At 42.8% G+C, this 20,327-nt stretch carries 22 protein-coding genes; 15 read left to right on the top strand and 7 right to left on the bottom strand.

Annotated elements, in window-relative coordinates:
* Positions 1 to 92 precede the first annotated feature (92 nt).
* Both NSQ09_RS16560 and NSQ09_RS16555 read right to left on the bottom strand, forming a co-directional pair.
* The gene (locus NSQ09_RS16560) at positions 93 to 1,583 is read right to left on the bottom strand and encodes a sodium:solute symporter family protein (protein WP_015714110.1); all 1,491 of its coding nucleotides are present in this window, start codon (positions 1,581 to 1,583) and stop codon (positions 93 to 95) included.
* Entirely contained in the window at positions 1,583 to 1,783 is a 201-nt protein-coding gene (locus tag NSQ09_RS16555) for a DUF3311 domain-containing protein (protein ID WP_003231189.1), read from the bottom strand. Before NSQ09_RS16555 ends, NSQ09_RS16560 begins: the two co-directional genes overlap by 1 nt.
* A gap of 183 nt (positions 1,784 to 1,966) precedes the next feature.
* Between NSQ09_RS16555 and NSQ09_RS16550 the strand changes: the two genes are divergently transcribed.
* Positions 1,967 to 2,878: a ring-cleaving dioxygenase gene (locus NSQ09_RS16550; protein WP_003231191.1), complete on the top strand. Its 912-nt coding sequence runs from the start codon at positions 1,967 to 1,969 to the stop codon at positions 2,876 to 2,878.
* A gap of 15 nt (positions 2,879 to 2,893) precedes the next feature.
* Positions 2,894 to 3,496, top strand: coding sequence for an alpha/beta hydrolase (locus NSQ09_RS16545; RefSeq protein WP_017697144.1), 603 nt, complete (start codon positions 2,894 to 2,896; stop codon positions 3,494 to 3,496).
* A gap of 42 nt (positions 3,497 to 3,538) precedes the next feature.
* Here NSQ09_RS16545 and NSQ09_RS16540 read toward each other — a convergent pair whose 3' ends face one another.
* Positions 3,539 to 4,147 carry a nitroreductase family protein gene (locus tag NSQ09_RS16540; protein WP_014477092.1) on the bottom strand — a complete coding sequence of 203 codons (609 nt, stop codon included), beginning with the start codon at positions 4,145 to 4,147 and terminating at the stop codon, positions 3,539 to 3,541.
* Between the two features lie 129 nt (positions 4,148 to 4,276).
* On the opposite strand from NSQ09_RS16540, the gene yodB reads away from it, so the two are divergent.
* The gene (yodB, locus tag NSQ09_RS16535) at positions 4,277 to 4,615 is read left to right on the top strand and encodes a transcriptional regulator YodB (RefSeq protein ID WP_004399427.1); all 339 of its coding nucleotides are present in this window, start codon (positions 4,277 to 4,279) and stop codon (positions 4,613 to 4,615) included.
* Positions 4,616 to 5,021: 406 nt separating this feature from the next.
* Here yodB and NSQ09_RS16530 read toward each other — a convergent pair whose 3' ends face one another.
* Complete coding sequence (locus NSQ09_RS16530) at positions 5,022 to 5,411, bottom strand: tautomerase family protein (protein ID WP_021481482.1); 390 nt, start codon at positions 5,409 to 5,411, stop codon at positions 5,022 to 5,024.
* Positions 5,412 to 5,775: 364 nt separating this feature from the next.
* On the opposite strand from NSQ09_RS16530, the gene NSQ09_RS16525 reads away from it, so the two are divergent.
* Together NSQ09_RS16525 and NSQ09_RS16520 are read left to right on the top strand one after the other, a co-directional pair.
* Positions 5,776 to 7,110 (top strand): gluconate:H+ symporter, encoded by a 1,335-nt coding sequence (locus NSQ09_RS16525; protein WP_341032084.1) that lies wholly within the window; start codon positions 5,776 to 5,778, stop codon positions 7,108 to 7,110.
* 84 nt (positions 7,111 to 7,194) lie between these two features.
* Positions 7,195 to 7,431 carry a hypothetical protein gene (locus NSQ09_RS16520; protein WP_014480034.1) on the top strand — a complete coding sequence of 79 codons (237 nt, stop codon included), beginning with the start codon at positions 7,195 to 7,197 and terminating at the stop codon, positions 7,429 to 7,431.
* A gap of 33 nt (positions 7,432 to 7,464) precedes the next feature.
* Here NSQ09_RS16520 and gerT read toward each other — a convergent pair whose 3' ends face one another.
* Positions 7,465 to 7,926: a spore germination protein GerT gene (gene gerT, locus NSQ09_RS16515; protein ID WP_017697149.1), complete on the bottom strand. Its 462-nt coding sequence runs from the start codon at positions 7,924 to 7,926 to the stop codon at positions 7,465 to 7,467.
* Between the two features lie 98 nt (positions 7,927 to 8,024).
* Here gerT and rarD point away from each other — a divergent pair, with 98 nt between their 5' ends.
* From rarD to bshB2, 4 genes are all read left to right on the top strand, one after another.
* Positions 8,025 to 8,921: an EamA family transporter RarD gene (gene rarD, locus NSQ09_RS16510; RefSeq protein WP_015383877.1), complete on the top strand. Its 897-nt coding sequence runs from the start codon at positions 8,025 to 8,027 to the stop codon at positions 8,919 to 8,921.
* 75 nt (positions 8,922 to 8,996) lie between these two features.
* Entirely contained in the window at positions 8,997 to 9,275 is a 279-nt protein-coding gene (locus NSQ09_RS16505; RefSeq protein WP_003231211.1) for a hypothetical protein, read from the top strand.
* A complete protein-coding gene (locus NSQ09_RS16500; protein WP_003231213.1) occupies positions 9,272 to 9,622 on the top strand; it encodes a YojF family protein in 351 nt (116 codons plus the stop codon). The genes NSQ09_RS16505 and NSQ09_RS16500 overlap by 4 nt, the downstream gene beginning before the upstream one ends.
* Positions 9,623 to 9,640: 18 nt before the next feature.
* Positions 9,641 to 10,306, top strand: coding sequence for a bacillithiol biosynthesis deacetylase BshB2 (gene bshB2 / locus NSQ09_RS16495; protein WP_003231215.1), 666 nt, complete (start codon positions 9,641 to 9,643; stop codon positions 10,304 to 10,306).
* A 25-nt stretch (positions 10,307 to 10,331) separates the two neighbouring features.
* On the opposite strand, the gene rsbRC is transcribed toward bshB2, so the two are convergent.
* Both rsbRC and NSQ09_RS16485 read right to left on the bottom strand, forming a co-directional pair.
* Positions 10,332 to 11,180, bottom strand: coding sequence for an RsbT co-antagonist RsbRC (rsbRC, locus tag NSQ09_RS16490; protein WP_017697150.1), 849 nt, complete (start codon positions 11,178 to 11,180; stop codon positions 10,332 to 10,334).
* A 15-nt stretch (positions 11,181 to 11,195) separates the two neighbouring features.
* Positions 11,196 to 12,554: an MATE family efflux transporter gene (locus tag NSQ09_RS16485; RefSeq protein ID WP_129137687.1), complete on the bottom strand. Its 1,359-nt coding sequence runs from the start codon at positions 12,552 to 12,554 to the stop codon at positions 11,196 to 11,198.
* Between the two features lie 265 nt (positions 12,555 to 12,819).
* Between NSQ09_RS16485 and cdaS the strand changes: the two genes are divergently transcribed.
* From cdaS to NSQ09_RS16455, 6 genes are all read left to right on the top strand, one after another.
* Positions 12,820 to 13,443, top strand: a complete 624-nt coding sequence (cdaS, locus tag NSQ09_RS16480; RefSeq protein WP_082098093.1) for a cyclic di-AMP synthase CdaS — start codon at positions 12,820 to 12,822, stop codon at positions 13,441 to 13,443.
* Between the two features lie 235 nt (positions 13,444 to 13,678).
* A complete protein-coding gene (locus NSQ09_RS16475) occupies positions 13,679 to 14,896 on the top strand; it encodes a macrolide family glycosyltransferase (protein ID WP_341032079.1) in 1,218 nt (405 codons plus the stop codon).
* Positions 14,897 to 15,266: 370 nt separating this feature from the next.
* On the top strand, positions 15,267 to 16,511 hold the full coding sequence (gene cwlS / locus NSQ09_RS16470; protein ID WP_038429142.1) for a D-gamma-glutamyl-meso-diaminopimelic acid endopeptidase CwlS: 1,245 nt from the start codon (positions 15,267 to 15,269) through the stop codon (positions 16,509 to 16,511).
* A 312-nt stretch (positions 16,512 to 16,823) separates the two neighbouring features.
* Positions 16,824 to 17,414: a superoxide dismutase family protein gene (locus tag NSQ09_RS16465; protein ID WP_015251895.1), complete on the top strand. Its 591-nt coding sequence runs from the start codon at positions 16,824 to 16,826 to the stop codon at positions 17,412 to 17,414.
* 62 nt (positions 17,415 to 17,476) lie between these two features.
* Positions 17,477 to 18,391 carry an AAA family ATPase gene (locus NSQ09_RS16460; protein ID WP_010886530.1) on the top strand — a complete coding sequence of 305 codons (915 nt, stop codon included), beginning with the start codon at positions 17,477 to 17,479 and terminating at the stop codon, positions 18,389 to 18,391.
* A gap of 10 nt (positions 18,392 to 18,401) precedes the next feature.
* Positions 18,402 to 20,318, top strand: a complete 1,917-nt coding sequence (locus tag NSQ09_RS16455) for a nitric oxide reductase activation protein NorD (protein WP_086343943.1) — start codon at positions 18,402 to 18,404, stop codon at positions 20,316 to 20,318.
* The last annotated feature ends 9 nt before the right edge of the window (positions 20,319 to 20,327 follow it).

The raw sequence follows: 20,327 nt of genomic DNA, 5'->3' as shown, positions 1-20,327 counted from the left end.
AATTTCGGATAACAATCATCCGTATTCAAACTTGAAGGTGTTTTTATTTGTCTCATCTTATGGGGTCAGTCCCGCTGCCGCGTATGGTTTTTTTATGCGCCCTTTTGATTTGGATTAGCGTCTTGTTTTTTGCCAAATAAACCTTCAATGACAGGATTGGATCCCGCGTTTTTAACGAACAGCGGATTCAGGATGACCACAGCGATCATGTTGGCGGCCAATCCCCAGAATCCTTCATAAATGCCATGTGCGGATTGAGTGATATACACAATAAACGTTACCGCTAGGCCGGCTAATAATCCGATAACCGTTGCTTCTTTCGTTTGGTTTTTCCAGAACAGGCTGACAGCGATCGCAGGGAAGATTTGCACCATGCCGGATACACCTAATAGCTGAAGTGTCACTAAGGCAGTCGGGAACAGCATTCCAAACAGCAGCGCAAGACCGATGACAACAAACACCATTGAACGTGTGACAAGAGTCAGCTTGCTTTGCGACACATTCGGATGAATCAAATCCCGGTATAGGTTGTTGGCGAATAAATTCGATGCGCCGATTGCCATAATGGAACAAGGTATTAATGAAGCAAGAGCGATAGTGGCATATGCAAAGCCTTGTGCCACGCCGCCGTAAGATGTTTGAATCAAATGCAGCAGCGCCAGCCTTGGATTTGTATCTTCCGGCAGAACAAGAAAGGCGATAAAGCCAAGAAAAATAACCAAAATTAACACGATATTATAAAGCGGCAAAAACATGCTGTTTTTTCTTACTGCATCAGCGCTTTTCGCCGTGAAAACACCTGTAGCGGCATGCGCCCACATAAAAAGTGCCAGAGCGGAAACAATAGATGCTGTGATAAACCAAGGGATGCCTTTTGGCCCTTCTGCAGGTATCGTCAGCATTTGCGGCGCTTCCTTCACTAACGTGTCAATCATTGGCGTCCAGCCGTTAAAATGAATGAGAGGGAGGGACACCACCATAAACAGCATAATGACCCATACTAAAATGTCCTTAATGATGGCTGTATATGTGGGCCCTTTAATCCCGCTGAAGAATGTGTAAAGAGCAACAAGAATAAATGAAATGATCACAACGAATTTTACGTTAATATAGCCAGTGCCGGCAACCTGAAGCGTGTCTTGAATGCCGCTCAGCTGAAGGCATATGTACGGAATAAGCATGAGTACCCCAACGATGGCAACGAGGCTTGCCAAAAGCTTACTGTTAAAACGTTCCCGGGCATAATCCGCGAGTGTTGTTAATTTATGAATTTTCGCAACTTTCCAAAGTTTTGGCAAGAAGAAGTAGGCGATAAAGTAGGCCAACACAGAATAAGGAATGGCGAAAAATGCAACACTTCCGCCTGTAAAAGCAGTACTGGTCAACCCTAAGAAAGTATAGGCCGTATAAAGGTCAGCGCCTACTAAAAACCAGACGAGAAGACCGCCGAAGCGTCTGCCGCCGACAGACCATTCTTCCACAGAAGTACGTGAGGATTTGTCTCTTCCGGCGAGAAAGCCGATACAGACAACGGTTAAAACAATAATAGCAGTAATGAGAAGTGCAGTCAGATTCCCTTGCATTATTCAAGTCCTCCATCTTTTTTTTGCATCTGATAAATGCCAAACGAGCATAACGGCGTAACAATAATCCACAGCAGCAGCCAAAAGTGGAAAAACGGCAGGCCGAACATAATCGGTTCTATTCGATTCACAAGCGGCAAAAGCGCGAGCTGAACGAATGGCAAAAGAATGAGAATAACAATAAGTGCTTTTTTAACCATTTACTTTCCTCCTGAAACATGATAATGCTCACTATAATAGCAGTTGTAAGAAAAGATCACAAGATAATTATTAGAAAAAAATGATTTTTTCAATTATTTAATCAAAACACATGGTTTGCATCCTTTTCAATAAAGGTTTAAAATAATAAATATCTTGAAATCGAGATAAATAGGAGTGAGAAAATGAAAACAGAAGGATTGCACCATGTCACAGCATTCGCCAGAGATCCGCAAGAAAACTTGCGATTTTATACAGAAGTGCTTGGGCTCAGGCTCGTTAAAAAAACAGTAAACTTTGATGATCCCGGAACGTATCATTTTTACTTTGGGAATCAAAACGGAGATCCCGGTACAATAATGACCTTTTTTCCGTTCCAAGGAAGCGGACAGGGAACGGTAGGAAAAGGCCAAGCGGGCCGGGTGTACTTTTCAGTTCCCTCAGGCTCCCTGTCTTTTTGGAAGGAACGTCTTGAGAAAAGCGGGCTGAGCCTAGAGGAAAAAACGTTGTTTGGTGAAAAAGGTCTTATTTTTGATGATACAGAAGACCTTCCGCTGGCGATCATGGAGGATGCGAAAAGCGGCAAAAGCGAGTGGACGCCTGACGGGATCACAACAAATGAAGCAATTACGGGAATGAAAGGTGTGCTGCTATATTCCTACGACCCGCAGGCGACCATACAATTGTTAACGGAAAGCTTTGGATACACCAAAGTGGCCGAAGAAGACCAGATTGTCAGACTGGCATCTTCAGCGGCGGTCGGCGGTGTCATTGATGTCCATTTACATCCTGAAAAAAGAGGAGTCGGAGGATATGGTACGGTACACCATGTAGCGTTTCGGACTAAGAAAAAGGAACAGGCGAAATGGCTGCCGATTATTGCTGAAAACCATCTGCCTTCGTCAGAAATTCTCGATAGGGAATACTTTACATCAGTTTATTTTAGGGAGAAAGGCGGTATCTTATTTGAAATTGCCACAGATGAACCGGGCTTTATGACAGATGAAACGTTTGCTGAGCTAGGGACTTCCTTAAAACTGCCTGAATGGCTGGAGAAACATAGACAACAAATTACAGACATTTTACCTGAACTTTAAAAGGGGGAATTTATAATGAAGCATATTTATGAGAAAGGAACATCTGACAACGTACTTTTGCTGTTGCATGGCACGGGTGGTAATGAACACGATCTGCTTTCATTGGGGCGGTTTATAGACCCTGATGCCCATTTGCTTGGTGTCAGAGGATCGGTGCTTGAAAATGGAATGCCGCGATTTTTCAAACGTCTGAGTGAAGGAGTTTTTGATGAAAAAGATCTTGTGGTGCGGACAAGAGAATTGAAAGATTTTATCGACGAGGCTGCAGAAACGCATCAGTTTGATCGCGGCAAAGTGATTGCAGTCGGTTATTCAAACGGCGCAAACATTGCGGCAAGCCTGCTTTTTCATTATAAAGATGTGTTAAAAGGGGCTATTCTGCATCATCCAATGGTTCCGATTCGGAGTATCGAGCTGCCTGATATGGCGGGGCTCCCTGTTTTTATCGGTGCCGGGAAATACGATCCTCTTTGCACGAAGGAAGAATCAGAAGAGCTTTACCGCTATTTGCGTGACAGCGGGGCATCAGCCTCCGTTTTCTGGCAGGACGGGGGCCATCAGCTGACTCAGCATGAAGCTGAACAGGCTCGTGAATGGTACAAAGAGGCGATTGTATAAAAAAACCTTAGTCCGGATTTCGGACTAAGGTTTTTCATATCCTTACAGCCAAGTTGATACTTTTGAAAGCGGCAGACGGTTGCTTTGATGCGCAGGCTTCACTGCTTTGCCGATTGAAATAAGCATAACCGGAACATAGCGCTCACTGATATCAAATTGCTTTTGGAACTGCTCTTTGTTAAATCCGCCGATTGCGCAAGTGTCATAACCTTTTGCTTTTGCGGCAATCATAAGCTGCATAGCAGCTAAAGAAGCATTTAAGAAAGCGGAATCACGTGCGAATTGCTCGCTTTGGTAAGCACCGTTGATTTGGCCGAGCAATGTTTGTTTGATTTCATCCGTAATATAGCCTTGGCTTGCTAATTCAGCATAAACTTCTTCACCGTTTTCATTTGCCTTTAAATCGCCTAAAATGGCAACAACAGCAGAAGACTCAACGATTTGTTTTTGATTATACGCTACAGGAAGAAGCTCCGCTTTTGATTCATCGCTGTGGAATACTGTAAAATGCCAATGCTGAAGGTTCCAAGCAGAAGGCGCTTTAGCGGCAAGGTCTAATAGCTCAGTCAGCTCCTCCTTAGAGATCGGGGCATTTGTATCATATTCCTTTACAGATGCACGTGCTTTTAAAACATCCAGAGTATTCGTCATAGTGTTTCCTCCTTCGGATAAACGTGGTATGATAATAGAAAAGTTAGAAGCTTACTAAATGTAACTTGAAAGGTTATTGTAATGGATCATTGAATACATGTCAATCAATAGATGAAGGGATGAAGACTTGTGGGAAATACGATGTGCCCTAAAATGGAATCCGCATTCTCATTGCTGGGAAAACGATGGAACGGTCTGATCATCCATGTGCTAATGGATGGGCCGAAACGGTTTAAAGAGATAACGGAAACAATACCGATGATCAGCCAAAAAATGCTGGCAGAGCGCTTGAAGGAGCTTGAACAAAACGAGATTGTCGAACGGCAGGTTCTCCCTGAAACGCCGGTCAAAGTCATCTACACGCTAACTGAAAAAGGAACAGCGCTTCAAGCTGTATTTCAAGAAATGCAGGCATGGGCCGATCAATTTTGCGAGCCTGGTGACACAGTGTGTGAAGAAGAGAAATAAGGAAAGCGGCGTCTGAAAAAGAGCCTTTGTTTCCATGGTGAGTCATGTAAGTACGGTTCACACCCGTTTACATGACTTTTTATATTTGTCAGACTGACATTTCCGGATTGGCAAAAGTGTCATGTGCATATGAAGGGGATATATAAAATAGGAAATGATCAATAAGCTATAACATCCAACCTATTGTAAATGGGGATTATGATGTATCTTATTATGCAAATCAGCAAAATTTTATATTTTCGGCCAAAACCCAGTCAGCTTCCAATTGGCATTTAAACCGGATATAAAAGGAAATCCAGGTTTTTCGTATTGCTGGATGCTTCTATACTGATGACTTCCGCATTTATGAAAAAAGAGAGAGCTTCTTTGGAGCTCTCTCTTCTTTTTTTTGTGGGGAGACGAAATCTTATAGTTTTCCATTCAAAAATTGCGCCTCACCGAGACCAAAACTCCAGTCTGCGTCACCATTCTCAGTAATAGATACCATGAGGTCTTCAGGGGAAATTCCGCATTTTTCTTCTAGCCTTTCAGCAAGCAGAGCATACAATTTTTCCTTTTGGCTTTCGGTTCTTGCTTTGCTTGTCATGCTAATGATGACCATATCCTTGGTTCTCTGAAACCCTAATCCCGTATCTTGGATTATAAGCTCGTTTGCGGGATGCTGATGGACAATTTGATAACGGTCTCTTTCCGGAACACCAAACGCTTCAACCATCGCTTGGTGAGCAGTATCTAATAACAATTGCAGCGATTTTTCGTCACGGCCTTCAATTACATCAAAACGCAATAATGGCATGTGTACTCCTCCTCTTGTGAAGTTGTTATCCGTCTGTTCTCATATTGTCTCGTTTGCTTTCAGACAATGGAGAGATATAATGATTGGCAGTCAACTTTAAAAAACATAACATATAACCAAAAGTTAATCAACATATAACTAATGAATCATAGGTTAGGCGGTAGATAATCGAGACAAGCTCATAAAAACGATTGACAGTCATTGATTAGGAGATTAGTATGAACATATTAGTTGATCAATAGATAACAATCATATAACCAAGACGTTGTTATTTATAAATGAAAGCGTTTTCTATTCATCTAGGCATGAAAAGCGCCGAAACAATGTCGCGAGAATCATATAAAACACTTTTGGAGGGGTTTCCATGCCGATTTTAATTGTAGCTGTCGGAGTGCTGATTCTGTTATTTCTCATTATTAAAGTAAAATTAAATACCTTTGTCTCACTGTTTGTCGTTTCATTTTTAGTAGCCATCGGACTTGGAATGGATATCAATAAAATTGTTCTTTCAATTGAGACTGGAATTGGCGGGCAGCTGGGGCATTTAGCTTTAGTGTTTGGACTTGGCGCGATGCTTGGGAGGCTTGTCTCTGATGCTGGGGGCGGCTACCGGATTGCCATTACGCTGATTGACAAATTCGGGAGGAAACGAATACAGGCGGCGGTTGTAGTTGCCTCTTTTATCATCGGTATTGCGCTGTTTTTTGAAGTGGGTCTTGTTCTGTTGATACCGATTGTTTACGCGATTGCTAAAGAATTAAAAATGCCTTTTCTGTATCTGGGAATCCCGATGGCCGCCGCCTTAAATGTTACTCACGGATTTTTGCCCCCGCATCCTGCTCCAACTGCTATCTCAGTTGCATACGGTGCTCATATTGGCCAGGTGCTGCTTTTTGGAATCATCATCGCTGTTCCGACAACTGTGATTGCCGGGCCTTTATTTAATAAATTTGCGATGAAACGTTTTCCTGGTGCGTATCAAAAGCATGGAAACTTATCGGGGTTAGGACCGAGGAAAGAATTTCAGCTGGATGAAACACCGGGCTTTGCGATCAGTGCTGTCACGTCTTTATTCCCGGTTATCTTTATGGCAATGGCAACAGTTTTTTCTTTATTATTGAATGAACATTCAAAAGGAAAAGACATTATAGAATTTATCGGCACTCCGGGAACGGCAATGCTCATTTCGCTGTTGCTTGCACTCTATACGATGGGATATGCCCGTAAAATATCTATGCAGGAAATCAGCAGATCTATTTCAGAATCAATTTCGCAAATTGCGATGATGCTGCTCATCATAGGAGGGGGAGGAGCGTTTAAACAGGTGCTGATTGACGGCGGGGTCGGCGATTATGTCGCTGATTTTTTCCGCCAAACAAACATGTCGCCGCTATTCGTTGCATGGACCATCGCCGCGGTTCTGCGTCTGTGTCTAGGCTCTGCTACCGTGGCTGCGCTTACCACAGCGGGAATGGCAGCTCCGCTTATGGAGGCTGGCAGTGTAAACCCCGCGTTAATGGTGCTTGCAACAGGAGCCGGCAGTGTCATTGCGTGTCATGTAAATGATGCAGGATTTTGGATGGTAAAGGAATTTTTCGGCTTGAGCATGAAAGAAACATTTCAAACCTGGACGCTGCTTACAACAGTTCTTTCGGTTACAGGACTCGGCTGTGTGTTATTGGCAGGGCTTGTGATGTAACAATCATAGACAGTCCGTAGCCCAATCGTTTTTCTTCCTTGCTGAATACTTTACGTATAGGCAGACATAAAGGAGGAAAAAATCATGTACCCTCATCATTCGTATTATCGCGGAATCCCAGGTCCAGCCGGATATCCGGCGCGTAGTCCTTTTTTGTTTGGCGCTCCTCTAGTCGGCGGTTTATTAGGCGGTTTTCTCGGGAGTGCGCTGTTTAACTATTCTCGTCCCTATGCCTATCCTCCTGGCCCTTATGGATACGGAGGCGGTCCGTACGGTTTTGGTGCCGGCGTGCCATACGGGGGATATCCCGGCTTCTATTAATAAAAACGGCCTGCATCTATTGCAGGCCGTTTTTTATCGGATGATTTCTACCTCGGACATATTGTAGTCTTGCTGCTTTTGAAACATGACTTCCAGAAGGCCATCCTTATAGACGGCTTTTGTTCCTTTGCGTTTGACTAAACAAGGAAGATTTACTTTTATCGGATGATCTGCTCTTGGGAAGTTTTCCAACCATAATTCGTGAGATGTGTGTTTGATTCTCACTTGTTCCAGCCATTCTTCGCTGATTGGCACCTTTACAAACACATGGTCTGCAGTTTCGAATATATCAATATCAGGTTTGACATCAGGTTTGGCGGGCTGTTCTTTTTGGGGGAGAGGATCGCGGAAAGGAAATTGAGCCGCATAATCACTGCCGAACACACTTTCCATCACACGATTGACATACGTTTCAACTTCTTTCGGATCAGCTTTTTTTAATGCTTCTTTAGAAAATTGATTGTGGAAAGGAAAGTACTTGTTCCACTCAAACATTGTCTTCACATCCTTTCTTCACGAACAAAATAGTATATGCCCGCCAGATCTTTCACGTGATATAATATAAGATGCTCTAAAGAAAGGCAGGGATATAAATGCAATATTCAGAAACAAAAAAAGGCGTTATTTACACAGCCGTTTCCTTTATCATGTGGGGCCTGTTTCCGCTCTATTGGAAGCTTCTCGAACAGCTGCCGGCTCTTGATATTTTGGCTCATCGTATTATATGGTCTTTTGTTTTTATGTGTATCGTACTTTTTTTCTTGCGGCAATGGAAAATAGGATGGCAGGAGCTGCGCTCTCTGAAAAAGAACGGAGGTATCCTCTCTTTATTTCTTGCTTCTATCCTGATTTCGATCAACTGGTTTGTATACATATGGGCTGTAAACCATGGCTTTTTGCTTGAGGCTAGTCTTGGCTATTACATTAATCCGCTTGTATCAGTGCTCCTTGGGATTTTATTTTTAAAGGAAAAACTGAATCGCCTGCAATTAGTGGCCGTTTCGATTGCGGCAGCCGGTGTCATCATCTCGGCGTTCCAATACGGCTCCATTCCTTATGTTGCGCTTCTCCTCGCATTCAGCTTTGGGCTGTACGGGTTAAGCAAAAAAAGAACAAGCCTGCCGAGCGCCATCGGTTTAACGCTGGAAACATTCATGATTATGCCCATTGCATTGGGGTATTTGCTGTTCAGCGGACATGTTCAGCCAGCGGGTGCAGAAAGCGGAGGGACGTGGCTGCTTCTCTTTTTGGCCGGTGTGTTTACGGCTTTGCCGCTCTTATTGTTTGCGGAAGGAGCGAAACGGCTGCCACTGTATCAAGTCGGTATCTTACAATATATTGCGCCGACCATTACCCTGCTGATCGGGCTGTTTGTTTACCATGAGCCATTTTCAAGCTCGAAGGCTTTTACATTCAGCTGTATATGGGCTGCGCTGCTCTTGTTTACGTTTTCACAAGTGAAGTGGAAACGGGCGTCAAAAAGCCATTGAGGCCTTTGGCTTTTCAGCTGATGCATATATTATGTATAATCATTTCATGTATGTAAGACATAAAGGAGCAAGACGATGGACAATGATAAAGAGATAGTGAAAGCCTATGCTTCACTTTGGAATAACCGATCTCTCGCACATGATGACGCAGAAGCGGTAGCAGAGGCGATTGATCTTGAGCTCTTGGATAAACGAACACATCCAAGACTCCGAAAACCGATGCTGGAAAAATATTTTGCCGCGATTCAGCGCATTGTGAATTCACAGCTCGAACCGGCTGTGAAATATCAGCTGGTCAAATTACATACAGAACGTGCAGAGTATTTAAAAGAAGAAAGAGGGGAGCAATCATGAAAGCGATCATAAAAGAAGATGTGCAAGCATCTTTAGAACGATATGCGGACCGCCCTGTATATATCCATTTAGAAACCACCACAGGTTCTTATTCAGCGCACTTAAATGAAAAGAACATGACGGTTGTTGCGTATATCCGCAATGCAAAAGTCACTTATCATCAGGCAAAAATCAAAGGCAACGGGCCTTACCGCGTTGGCTTGAAAACAGAAGAAGGCTGGATTTATGCTGAAGGCTTGACTGAATACACGGTAGATGAAGAAAACCGTTTATTAATGGCGGGACACCTGCCGGGCGGTAAACTGGCTATTTCTCTGCAAATCAGCGAAAAACCGTTCACAGTTTAAAGAAAAGGGTGAATAATAATGAAAGAACATGTACTAGTAATCCTGCCTCACCCTGATGATGAATCATATGGAGTGGCAGGCCTCATTGCCTTAAACAGAAAAAAAGACATTCCCGTTACGTATGCCTGCGCCACTTTAGGTGAAATGGGCAGAAATATGGGCGATCCATTTTTCGCGAATCGGGAAACGTTGCCGCTGCTAAGAAAACAAGAGCTCATCAATGCTTGCAAAGAAATGGATATCAATGACCTTCGGATGCTTGGACTCCGTGACAAAACGCTCGAATTTGAAGACGATGAGTATTTAGCTGATATCATGGAAGAGATCATAGATGATGTAAAACCAAGTTTAATTGTCACATTTTATCCCGGACACGGTGTGCACCCTGACCATGATGCATGCGGGGAAGCGGTTATCCGTGCATTATACCGCAAAAAGAAAGAAGACCGTCCGCGCACAATCTGCATGGCCATTACCCGCAACAGAGAAGAGGTTCTCGGCGAAGCTGATGTCGTACTTGATATCAAAGAAGTAGCTGATATTAAAATGAATGCGTTAAGAGCTCACCGCACACAAACAGAAGGCATGCTCAGAGAGCTTGAAGAGAAATTGAAAAATAATGAACCTGTTATGGCAACATGGTTTGAAGAAGAAATATATTGGACGTATCAATGGAATGATTAATCAAAAAGGTATAAGGCCTTAAGCCTTATACCTTTTTTAATTTTAAGTCCGATGCAATTGCTGAAGCGAGAGTGGATCTCAAGGAAATACCTTCGAAAGACAAACCTAGCTGAACCGCTGTTTGCGCGATTTCCGGACGGATTCCAGACAAAGTTGAAGAAACACCGATTAAACGAAGCGCCTCAATCAGACTGAAAAGCTGATGGGCAACCATCGTATCAATCACAGCTACTCCTGACAAATCAATATACAGTTGTGTCACCTTTTTTCTCGCACATTGATGCAGTGTGTTTTCCATAATCAGCTTGGCGCGGACTGTATCAATATCTCCGATTAAAGGCAGCAGTCCGACGCTGTGAAACAGCACGATGACCGGAGCGCTCAATTCAGTAATCATATCTTTTTGGGCCTGAAGCTGAAGGCTTGTGTTTTTGTACATTTCTTCTATAAAAATATGAATCACAAGATCAAACGCTTTTATAAGGGCGTGATACAGGTCTTCGGCTTCTTCGGTTTTCACAGTATCCTGATTGAGATGGACAAATTCTTTCACATAAGAAACATATAAATCTCTCACTCTGACAAACTCCCGAATAATATAGTGGATAGGAGTTTTTAAATGCTCTTGATCCTGTGTGACTTCAAAGGCCCATTCTTTCAGTATAGGCAAGTATACGTCCTCATCATCTATAAAAATACGGTTTATTTTATAGTTAAAGGCAAGATTCTGGCTCTTTAAATTGTGAATGACAACAGGGTCTGTTGATGCATAAATGGAATTGGGATCAGTCTCCTCGATTGTTTCATACCATGTTGAACTGATGGTTTCCGCATGCTGAGAAAGATACTCAAATAATTTTTTGTTTTTTGCCATGATTGATCACCCCTTTTACATGTGTTGTTTTTGCGAATAACGTTTTTGCAGTTTTGCCAGCCTGAAAAACAGCCCAACTGCTCCGGCGGCGAGTCCCGCTATTAATCCAATCCAATAGCCGAGTGCACCGAGGCTTGTAAACGTACCAACCATATAACCGACCGGAAGGCCAATGACCCAGTAAGAGACAAAAGCGGCCCCAAGTGTATAGTTCACATCTTTGTACCCTCTGAGTGCTCCCTGGATCGGTGCGGCAACAGCATCTGAAAGCTGAAAAAACAGCGCATAAATTAAAAAGTGCTGTGTCAGCCGGAGCACATCGGGGTCAGAAGTGTACATGCCCGCAATTTGCTCTCTGAATAAAAGGATACAGGCGGCAGTGAACAAAGAAAAGCCGATCGCCATCATGATGCCGATTAAGCTATATGAGCGTGCATCCTTAAAACGGGCTGCACCCGCTTCAAACCCGACAACAATGGTTAGAGCCATAGACACGCTGAGCGGCAGCATATATAAAAGAGACGCAAAATTCATGGCTGCCTGGTGGGACGCGATGGTCACTGTATGAAAATGGCTCATGAGAAGCGTGACAGCTGCGAAAATGCTCGTTTCAAAAAACACGGCGAACCCAATAGGCAGCCCGATTTTGAGCAAATTTTTGCATGCTTTCCAAGAGAACTTATACATGGTAAGGAAAATCCCGTATTCAGAAAACGGTGCGTTTTTATGAATAATGAAAAAACTGATGATGCAGATACACCAGTAAGTTAAAGCGGATGCCAGCCCCGCGCCTACACCCCCAAGTCCCGGCATTCCGAACTTCCCGAAGATAAATACATAATTCAATACAAAATTGATTGGAAGAGAACTGAGTGTAATCATCATGGTGACTCTCGTTTTTCCTAATGAGTCGATGAATGATCTCAACACGGTGTAAACAAATAAAGGGAAAATTCCCAGTGATAAAAAGCCTAAAAAGTGTTTAGCAATCTGATGCACGTGAATATCAAGGTTCAATCGGCCAAGAATAAGGTCAACTGCAGCATATCCAATCAATAAAACGGCGATGCTAAGTAGCGCGGCCACGTATACAGCCTGTAAAACAGTAAAGGGGATCTTCTGTTTTTTCTCTGCGCCTAATAGCTGAGCGACAATCGGGGTGACCGCCATTAATATACCTGCAAGTCCTGTGTAAACAGGAGTCCAAAGGCTTGAGCCAATCGCGACACCCGCTAAATCAGCGGGGCTGACTTTCCCTGACATCACCGTATCTAGAAAAGTCATAAGAGAAAGCCCCGCCTGGGTAATGAATATCGGTATTAAAATGTGCAAGAGCTGTTTGATTTTTTCCCGGGCGTTTTGAGTTTCTTTCATACATTGATCTCCGTTTCTTTTTCATAACGAGAGAAATTATAACATTTTATGTATAAAAAGCAATGAACGCCGGGCCTATTCTTTTTTTGTCGGTTTCGTTTTTCTAAACATTTGGGCATAAATAAAAGAAAGCGAAATCACGCCTAAAAAGGTGCAAATATACTGAATGATTCTTTCGATTTCCATTCTTTACATCCCTCCTTTACCAATAGAATGTGCATCAATAAGATAAGCATTCGTGAAAAGTTGGAAATTTGAACAGGAGATGAAGATTATGCGCTATGAGCAGATATCAGAAAATGCGTTCAAGGAGAAAATACAGGTGTACCTAGAGCAAATATTAGGTGATGCATCTCTAATCTTGAAAACGCTTCACGAAAAAGACCAGTGTCTCCTTTGTGAATTAGATGAATTAGGGCACATTTTTCAGGACATGCAGGGGATTGCATCCTCCTTTTATTTGCAATCATACATTGAGGAATTTACGCCGGCATTTATTGAGCTGGCCAAGGCGATTAAAGCCTTATCGGAACATAAGCATGGAGCTTTAATTGTGATTGAAAGAGCAGACCCGGTTGAACATTTTATTCAAAAAGGCACCTCCCTACACGCCGAGATCAGCTCTTCATTAATTGAAAGCATCTTTTTTCCCGGAAACCCTCTTCATGACGGCGCTTTATTAGTGAGGGAAAACAAACTCGTGTCAGCAGCCAATGTGCTCCCGCTGACGACGAAGGAAGTGGATATCCATTTGGGAACCCGGCACCGGGCGGCTCTCGGTATGTCGGGCTATACGGATGCACTGGTGCTCGTGGTTTCAGAGGAAACAGGGAAGATGTCGTTTGCCAAAGACGGTGTATTATATCCGTTAATTTCACCAAGAACGTAAAAATAATAAAAAGGGCCTGATTAAGAATCCTATCATGAGACAAAATGACTGAATTCGTATCTTTATTAAAGCATTCGCTTCAAGCTGAATGCTTTTTGTCTTGAAGACAGGGAATATAAACTGGTAGAAAAGTTATATGTGATGAATATTAATAAAGTGAAATACTTTACCTGTTTATGTATTTATAGTACCGTATAAAATATTATATAAATTTTCAAAGGAAGGGTGCTGCCGCATGGCAAATGTATTAATGATCGGTTTCCCCGGTGAAGGGCATATTAATCCCTCTATCGGTGTGATGAAGGAGCTGAAATCTCGGGGAGAAAACATTACGTACTACGCAGTGAGGGAATATAAAGAAAAAATCACAGCTCTTGATATAGAGTTTCGTGAGTATCATGATTTCAGGGGAGATTACTTCGGGAAAAACGCAACCGGTGATGAAGAAAGAGACTTTACTGAAATGATCTGCGCTTTTTTGAAAAGCTGTAAAGATATTGCGACTCATATTTATGAGGAAGTCAAACATGAATCGTATGATTATGTCATATATGATCACCATCTTCTCGCGGGTAAAGTCATCGCCAACCTGCTGAAGCTGCCAAGATTTTCATTGTGTACAACCTTTGCGATGAATGAGGAATTTGCGAAGGAAATGATGGGAGCGTACATGAAAGGATCACTTGAAGATTCGCCTCATTATGAATCATACCAGCAGCTTGCAGAAACTTTAAATGCTGATTTTCAAGCAGAGATCAAGAAGCCATTTGATGTTTTTTTAGCTGATGGTGACTTGACAATTGTCTTTACATCAAGGGGATTTCAGCCACTGGCTGAGCAATTTGGCGAGCGATATGTATTTGTCGGTCCTTCCATTACAGAAAGAGCCGGAAACAATGATTTCCCATTTGATCAGATTGACAATGAAAACGTGCTGTTTATTTCAATGGGAACCATTTTTAATAATCAAAAGCAGTTTTTTAATCAATGCCTTGAAGTGTGTAAGGATTTTGACGGTAAAGTTGTGCTTTCCATCGGCAAGCATATTAAAACAAGTGAGTTAAACGACATTCCGGAGAATTTCATTGTACGCCCGTATGTCCCTCAGCTTGAGATCTTGAAAAGAGCCAGCTTATTTGTGACACACGGCGGAATGAACAACACAAGTGAAGGTTTGTATTTTGAAACCCCGCTCGTTGTCATTCCGATGGGAGGCGACCAATTTGTTGTCGCAGATCAGGTGGAAAAAGTCGGTGCAGGAAAAGTGTTAAAAAAAGAAGAATTATCTGAAAGCCTGCTGAAAGAGACGATACAAGAAGTAATGAATAATCGTTCGTATGCTGAAAAGGCAAAAGAAATTGGACAATCACTGAAAGCGGCAGGCGGCTCTAAAAAAGCGGCCGACAGCATTCTTGAAGCTGTAAAACAAAAAACTCAATCAGCAAATGCATAGTGTAAAAGCCTGTTCTTATCGAAAGAACAGGCTTTTTGCCATTTCATAAGAGGGATTTGACACGCCGATAGAGAATTGATTAGAAAAATAGACAAGAAAGGAGGAGAAACTGCTTCGTTCATCAATAGAAAACCATCATTTTTACCCTCGCTTAAATAGTTCCTTAGACTTTCGAAAAACATATCGTGCTTATGTAAAATGTTAGATGTTTATTTGAAGGTTTAAAGGTCGAACGATGCTGAAAATGCTGCGCCAAATGTTTGAAAAGGGTTTAACTTGCTGAAAAATTGACGATAAAACAGTTGTGTGCCATTTTTGGAAACAAAATACTAGCTGTTTTTGCAAAAAAACAGTTTAGGAGGTTGAATGAATGAAAAAGAAGATTGTAGCCGGCTTGGCTGTTTCTGCAGTTGTTGGGTCGTCGATGGCCGCAGCACCCGCGGAAGCAAAAACGATAAAAGTAAAAAGCGGTGACTCTCTTTGGAAACTTTCCCGCCAGTATGATACGACAATATCAGCTCTGAAATCCGAAAACAAATTGAAATCAACGGTGCTTTATGTCGGACAAAGTCTTAAGGTTCCTGAAAGCAGCAAAAAAAGCACGACATCCCCATCTAACTCAAGCAAAACATCAACATACACAGTTGCATATGGTGATTCCCTATGGATGATTGCTAAAAATCATAAAATGAGTGTTTCTGAGCTTAAAAGCTTAAACAGCCTGAGCAGTGACCTGATTCGTCCGGGGCAAAAGCTTAAGATCAAAGGGACAAGCAGTTCAAGCGGATCAAATGGATCAAAGAAAAACAGCGGTTCCAATTCTTCAGGTTCTTCAAAAAGTACATATACGGTTAAGCTTGGTGACTCACTGTGGAAAATCGCAAACAGCTTAAATATGACTGTAGCTGAATTAAAAACCTTAAATGGCTTAACATCAGATACACTTTATCCTAAACAGGTGCTCAAAATAAAAGGAAGCAGCTCACCGAAGAGCGGAAACAGCGGTTCAAAAAAGCCGTCAAACTCCAATCCCTCAAAAACAACGACGTACAAGGTAAAAGCAGGCGATTCGCTGTGGAAAATTGCAAATCGGCTCGGAGTCACTGTCCAAAGCATCCGTGATAAAAACAATTTATCATCGGATGTGCTGCAAATCGGGCAGGTTCTGACTATTTCGGGAGCATCAAAATCTAATCCTTCAAACCCGACAAAGCCAACAAAGCCAAAAGATAACTCAGGGTCAAACATTCAAATAGGCTCGAAGATTGACAGAATGATAACGGAAGCGAAAAAATATGTTGGAGTGCCTTACCGATGGGGCGGAAACACGCCTGCCGGTTTTGATTGCAGCGGCTTCATTTATTACCTCATTAATAATGTATCATCTATATCAAGATTGAGTACGGCAGGGTATTGGAATGTCATGCAGAAAGTCAGCCAGCCGTCAGTAGGAGACTTTGTCTTCTTTACCACATATAAATCCGGCCCGTCTCACATGGGGATTTATCTAGGCGGCGGTGATTTTATTCATGCAAGCTCATCGGGCGTCGACATTTCCAATCTCAGCAATTCGTATTGGAAACAGCGGTACTTGGGCGCAAGAAGTTATTTTTAAAAATGAGTATGACAAAAAGCCTTTTATAGGCTTCAGGTTGAGGGGAAAACGAAATGTGAGTGAACAAGTTCTCCTCACAGCCGCATGCCAGAACATGAAGAAAATTGCCACATACCTAGCCAAGCAGGGCTAGGCATGTGGGAGCGCTTTTTCTGCATCTGAAACCTGATGAATATCTAAAGAAACTGTATAAAACAAAAAAGCTTGTAGAAAAAACGCGTTTTCTCTACAAGCTGAAGCCTTTTATAGGCTTTTTTGTTTATACCAGACAATGATTGACCACACTGTTAGAAAAAACAAGGGGGAGACAGTATGTACCGTCTCTTGCTGTTGATGATGCTGACGGCACTGGGAGTTGCCGGATGCGGACAAAAAAAACCTCCAGACCCTCCTAACCGGGTGCCGGAAAAAAAAGTGGTTGAAACGTCAGCGTTTGGTCATCATGTCCAGTTGGTCAATCGTGAAGGGAAAGCAGTCGGCTTTATAGAGATCAAAGAATCAGATGATGAAGGCCTCGATATTCATATTTCCGCAAACAGCCTGCGTCCAGGTGCTTCTCTCGGTTTTCATATTTATGAGAAAGGTTCTTGTGTCAGGCCGGATTTTGAATCAGCGGGCGGTCCCTTTAATCCACTGAACAAAGAACACGGCTTCAATAATCCGATGGGACATCATGCCGGAGATCTGCCGAACCTTGAAGTCGGTGCTGATGGAAAGGTAGATGTCATAATGAATGCGCCTGACACTTCACTGAAAAAAGGAAGTAAACTAAATATTCTCGACGAGGACGGAAGTGCATTTATTATTCATGAACAAGCGGACGATTATCTGACAAACCCAAGCGGCAATTCCGGTGCGCGTATTGTCTGCGGAGCCCTTTTGGGAAATAACGAGAAGCAGTAATATCATCCAAGCCCTTTTGTATTGAGCATACAGGGGCTTTTTTAGTATACTCGTTAAGGAATATGAATAGGAAAGGGAATCTGTCTATGACAACACAACTACAGCACTTAACATTGCCGGAAGATATACAACAAAAGCTTTTATCATATAAAGAGCAGCCTATTTCCCCAGAGTTTCAATCGCTTATAGGAACATCAGGCTATGAGGCGGAGGATGAAGCCATTTTATTTGACGCCATTATTGCATTAGCCATGGGGAAAAATGTCCTGCTGAAAGGGCCTACAGGTTCAGGAAAAACAAAGCTGGCAGAAACATTGTCCAGCTATTTTCATAAACCGATGCACAGCGTCAACTGTTCAGTCGACTTGGACGCTGAGGCATTGGTCGGTTATAAAACGATTGAAAATCAATCTGGCCAGGCAACAATCGAGTTTGTTTCAGGACCTGTTACAAAGGCAATGAAGGAAGGACATTTTCTTTATATAGATGAAATCAATATGGCGAAGCCGGAAACACTGCCTATTTTAAACGGTGTATTAGATTACAGAAAAATGATGACAAATCCGTTTACAGGCGAGGTCATACGGGCTAAAAGCGGTTTCGGGGTCATTGCAGCCATCAATGAAGGCTATGTCGGAACTGTTCCTCTGAATGAAGCGTTGAAAAACCGTTTTGTCATCATTGATGTGCCTTATATTAAAGGCGAGCTGCTGAAACAAGTGCTCATGTCTCAGTCAGCCTTGAAAGACGAGAAATTGATTGACAGATTTATCACGCTTTCCTCTGACTTGATCGTTCAGGCCAATAACGGACAGGTGTCTGAAGAAGCGGCATCCATCAGAGCTTTAATCGATACATGTGATTTAGCTGCTTATATTCCGCCGCGTCGTGCCATTGAGCGGGGAATTGTAGAAAAGCTTGATGATGATCGGGAAAAAGCGGCCGTCCGAAATATTGCAGAAACTCTGTTTGAATGAGGGGGCTGCGATGAAATTTATCAAATTTAACGACAGCACAATTGATTCATTTTTATTTATGATGCTGACTGATTTGGCCAAAACACTCACCAAGAGTGAAGCGGTAGAAGTGGAGTATGGCGTTCAGTCCTATTACAATCCATTTGAAAAGAAAATCTATATGAGCCACTTTTGGAAAGACAGGGCAGCTGAGGACATGGAAGCGGGTCTGAAAAGCGACGTCTACCTGCGTTCAGTCGGAACAAGATATAGCTCGCTGCATGAGTTTGCGAACTTTTTGAATGATATCCATCGCCATCTTACGTTTAAAAGTTTTGCCAAGCAGCTCTTTATGCTGCTTGAAGACATTAGAATCGAAGAACGCATCAAACATGAGCGTCCGGGTACGAAACATGTATTTGCGAAGCGAAAAGACATGTACAGAAAACATTTCTCAACTCAGCTGACCTTAAATTTGGAACGAAGCATTTTTACGGATGCGCTCTTTTGCGCGATCTATGTCAAGCTCACAGCGGAATCGCCGCTTGAGACCCTTCCGTCCATGCGTGAAGATATCGATCTGATGCGCCCGTTTATAGAGCAGCAGCTCTTGCGTGTGTATGAAGCAGATTCGACACGGCAGGTTCTGAAAATTGTTGAGGACCTCATGGATGGGCTTGAAGAGGTGCTCGATAAAGACATGTTGAACACCTACTTCTTTTTGCCTGAGCTTGACTACGCAAAAGCTGCAGAACAGCCGTTATTTGAAGAAGAGAAAAAAGCGCCGAAGCTGAGTGATGACATCACGCTTCCAAAACAATCAGACGGTGATGAGGATATCCATGAAGAAGAAATGCCGACATGGCACCGGGAAACAGAAGCACCGTCTAAAAGCTTCCTTCAATTTGATATTGAACACGGCGCAAAATCAGATTTAGGAAAAGATGCTTCAAGGGAAGGCGACGATGGAGATCAGGCCCTTGGCTCTGTTCAAGGATCAGCCAGACAAACGAAACGGAAAGACTATTCCAAGCTGGAAGCGCTGGAGTCCCAAAAAGACCAGCCGAACGGAGCGGGGATGGCTGACGGCAAAGAAAATAAATATGCATTTCCAATTTATAAAGAACCGCAGCCGGCAACCAGTGAAGAAGAGCTTTCTTATAAACAGCAGGCAAAAACGATTGAATCGTATCAAAAGCGTTTGAAACAAATGATTCAAAAAACGCTTGAACATAAAAAAACATTGCCGAGAACAGATCTTCATGCCGGGAGACTGAACAATAAGCTTCTTCGCTACTTCACTGAGCGAAATCCGCGCCTGTTCTACAAAAAGCAAGAACCATCTTCAGAAATCGACGCAGTTTTTACATTGCTGGTCGATTGTTCAGCCAGCATGTTCGACAAAATGGACGAAACAAAACGAGGAATCGTGCTGTTTCACGAAGCGTTGAAATCGGTAGCGGTTCCGCATCAGATTGTCGGGTTCTGGGAGGACACAAATGATGCAACCGAAACAAGCCAGCCAAACTATTTCAATACGGTTATTCCCTTCCAATCATCATTAAGACAAGAGTCTGGACCGGCCATTATGCAGCTTGAGCCAGAAGAAGATAACCGTGACGGGTACGCAATTAGGCAGATGACGAAAAAAATGCTGCATCGCAGCGAGGCGCAAAAGTTCTTAATTGTTTTCTCAGATGGAGAGCCGGCCGCATTTGGCTACGAACAAAATGGGATCGTCGATACAAGTGAGGCGGTTATCGAAGCCCGAAAAAGAGGAATAGAAGTGATAAATGTTTTTCTCTCCAACTCAGAAATAGAAGAATCGCAAATGAAGACGATCCAGGATATGTACGGAAAATTCAGTATATTTGTCCCGGATGTTGATCAGTTACCGGATGTTCTGTATCCGCTGCTGAAAAAACTGCTTCATAAAAGCATAGGGTAGCCCTTAATC

Origin of the sequence: Bacillus sp. FSL W8-1202 (genome assembly GCF_038006165.1) — a bacterium.
Taxonomy (GTDB): Bacteria; Bacillota; Bacilli; order Bacillales; family Bacillaceae; genus Bacillus; species Bacillus subtilis.
The sequence above is the reverse complement of the archived record's forward strand: the minus strand, read 5'-3'. Positions and strand labels throughout refer to the sequence as shown.

Bases quoted from the DNA above. Each gene is read 5' to 3' on its own strand.
- NSQ09_RS16560 (WP_015714110.1), bottom strand. From the start codon at position 1,583: ATGCAAGGGAATCTGACTGCACTTCTCATTACTGCTATTATTGTTTTA.
- NSQ09_RS16555 (WP_003231189.1), bottom strand. From the start codon at position 1,783: ATGGTTAAAAAAGCACTTATTGTTATTCTCATTCTTTTGCCATTCGTT.
- NSQ09_RS16550 (WP_003231191.1), top strand. From the start codon at position 1,967: ATGAAAACAGAAGGATTGCACCATGTCACAGCATTCGCCAGAGATCCG.
- NSQ09_RS16545 (WP_017697144.1), top strand. From the start codon at position 2,894: ATGAAGCATATTTATGAGAAAGGAACATCTGACAACGTACTTTTGCTG.
- NSQ09_RS16540 (WP_014477092.1), bottom strand. From the start codon at position 4,147: ATGACGAATACTCTGGATGTTTTAAAAGCACGTGCATCTGTAAAGGAA.
- NSQ09_RS16530 (WP_021481482.1), bottom strand. From the start codon at position 5,411: ATGCCATTATTGCGTTTTGATGTAATTGAAGGCCGTGACGAAAAATCG.
- NSQ09_RS16525 (WP_341032084.1), top strand. From the start codon at position 5,776: ATGCCGATTTTAATTGTAGCTGTCGGAGTGCTGATTCTGTTATTTCTC.
- NSQ09_RS16520 (WP_014480034.1), top strand. From the start codon at position 7,195: ATGTACCCTCATCATTCGTATTATCGCGGAATCCCAGGTCCAGCCGGA.
- gerT (WP_017697149.1), bottom strand. From the start codon at position 7,926: ATGTTTGAGTGGAACAAGTACTTTCCTTTCCACAATCAATTTTCTAAA.
- rarD (WP_015383877.1), top strand. From the start codon at position 8,025: ATGCAATATTCAGAAACAAAAAAAGGCGTTATTTACACAGCCGTTTCC.
- NSQ09_RS16505 (WP_003231211.1), top strand. From the start codon at position 8,997: ATGGACAATGATAAAGAGATAGTGAAAGCCTATGCTTCACTTTGGAAT.
- NSQ09_RS16500 (WP_003231213.1), top strand. From the start codon at position 9,272: ATGAAAGCGATCATAAAAGAAGATGTGCAAGCATCTTTAGAACGATAT.
- bshB2 (WP_003231215.1), top strand. From the start codon at position 9,641: ATGAAAGAACATGTACTAGTAATCCTGCCTCACCCTGATGATGAATCA.
- rsbRC (WP_017697150.1), bottom strand. From the start codon at position 11,180: ATGGCAAAAAACAAAAAATTATTTGAGTATCTTTCTCAGCATGCGGAA.
- NSQ09_RS16485 (WP_129137687.1), bottom strand. From the start codon at position 12,554: ATGAAAGAAACTCAAAACGCCCGGGAAAAAATCAAACAGCTCTTGCAC.
- cdaS (WP_082098093.1), top strand. From the start codon at position 12,820: ATGAAGATTATGCGCTATGAGCAGATATCAGAAAATGCGTTCAAGGAG.
- NSQ09_RS16475 (WP_341032079.1), top strand. From the start codon at position 13,679: ATGGCAAATGTATTAATGATCGGTTTCCCCGGTGAAGGGCATATTAAT.
- cwlS (WP_038429142.1), top strand. From the start codon at position 15,267: ATGAAAAAGAAGATTGTAGCCGGCTTGGCTGTTTCTGCAGTTGTTGGG.
- NSQ09_RS16465 (WP_015251895.1), top strand. From the start codon at position 16,824: ATGTACCGTCTCTTGCTGTTGATGATGCTGACGGCACTGGGAGTTGCC.
- NSQ09_RS16460 (WP_010886530.1), top strand. From the start codon at position 17,477: ATGAATAGGAAAGGGAATCTGTCTATGACAACACAACTACAGCACTTA.
- NSQ09_RS16455 (WP_086343943.1), top strand. From the start codon at position 18,402: ATGAAATTTATCAAATTTAACGACAGCACAATTGATTCATTTTTATTT.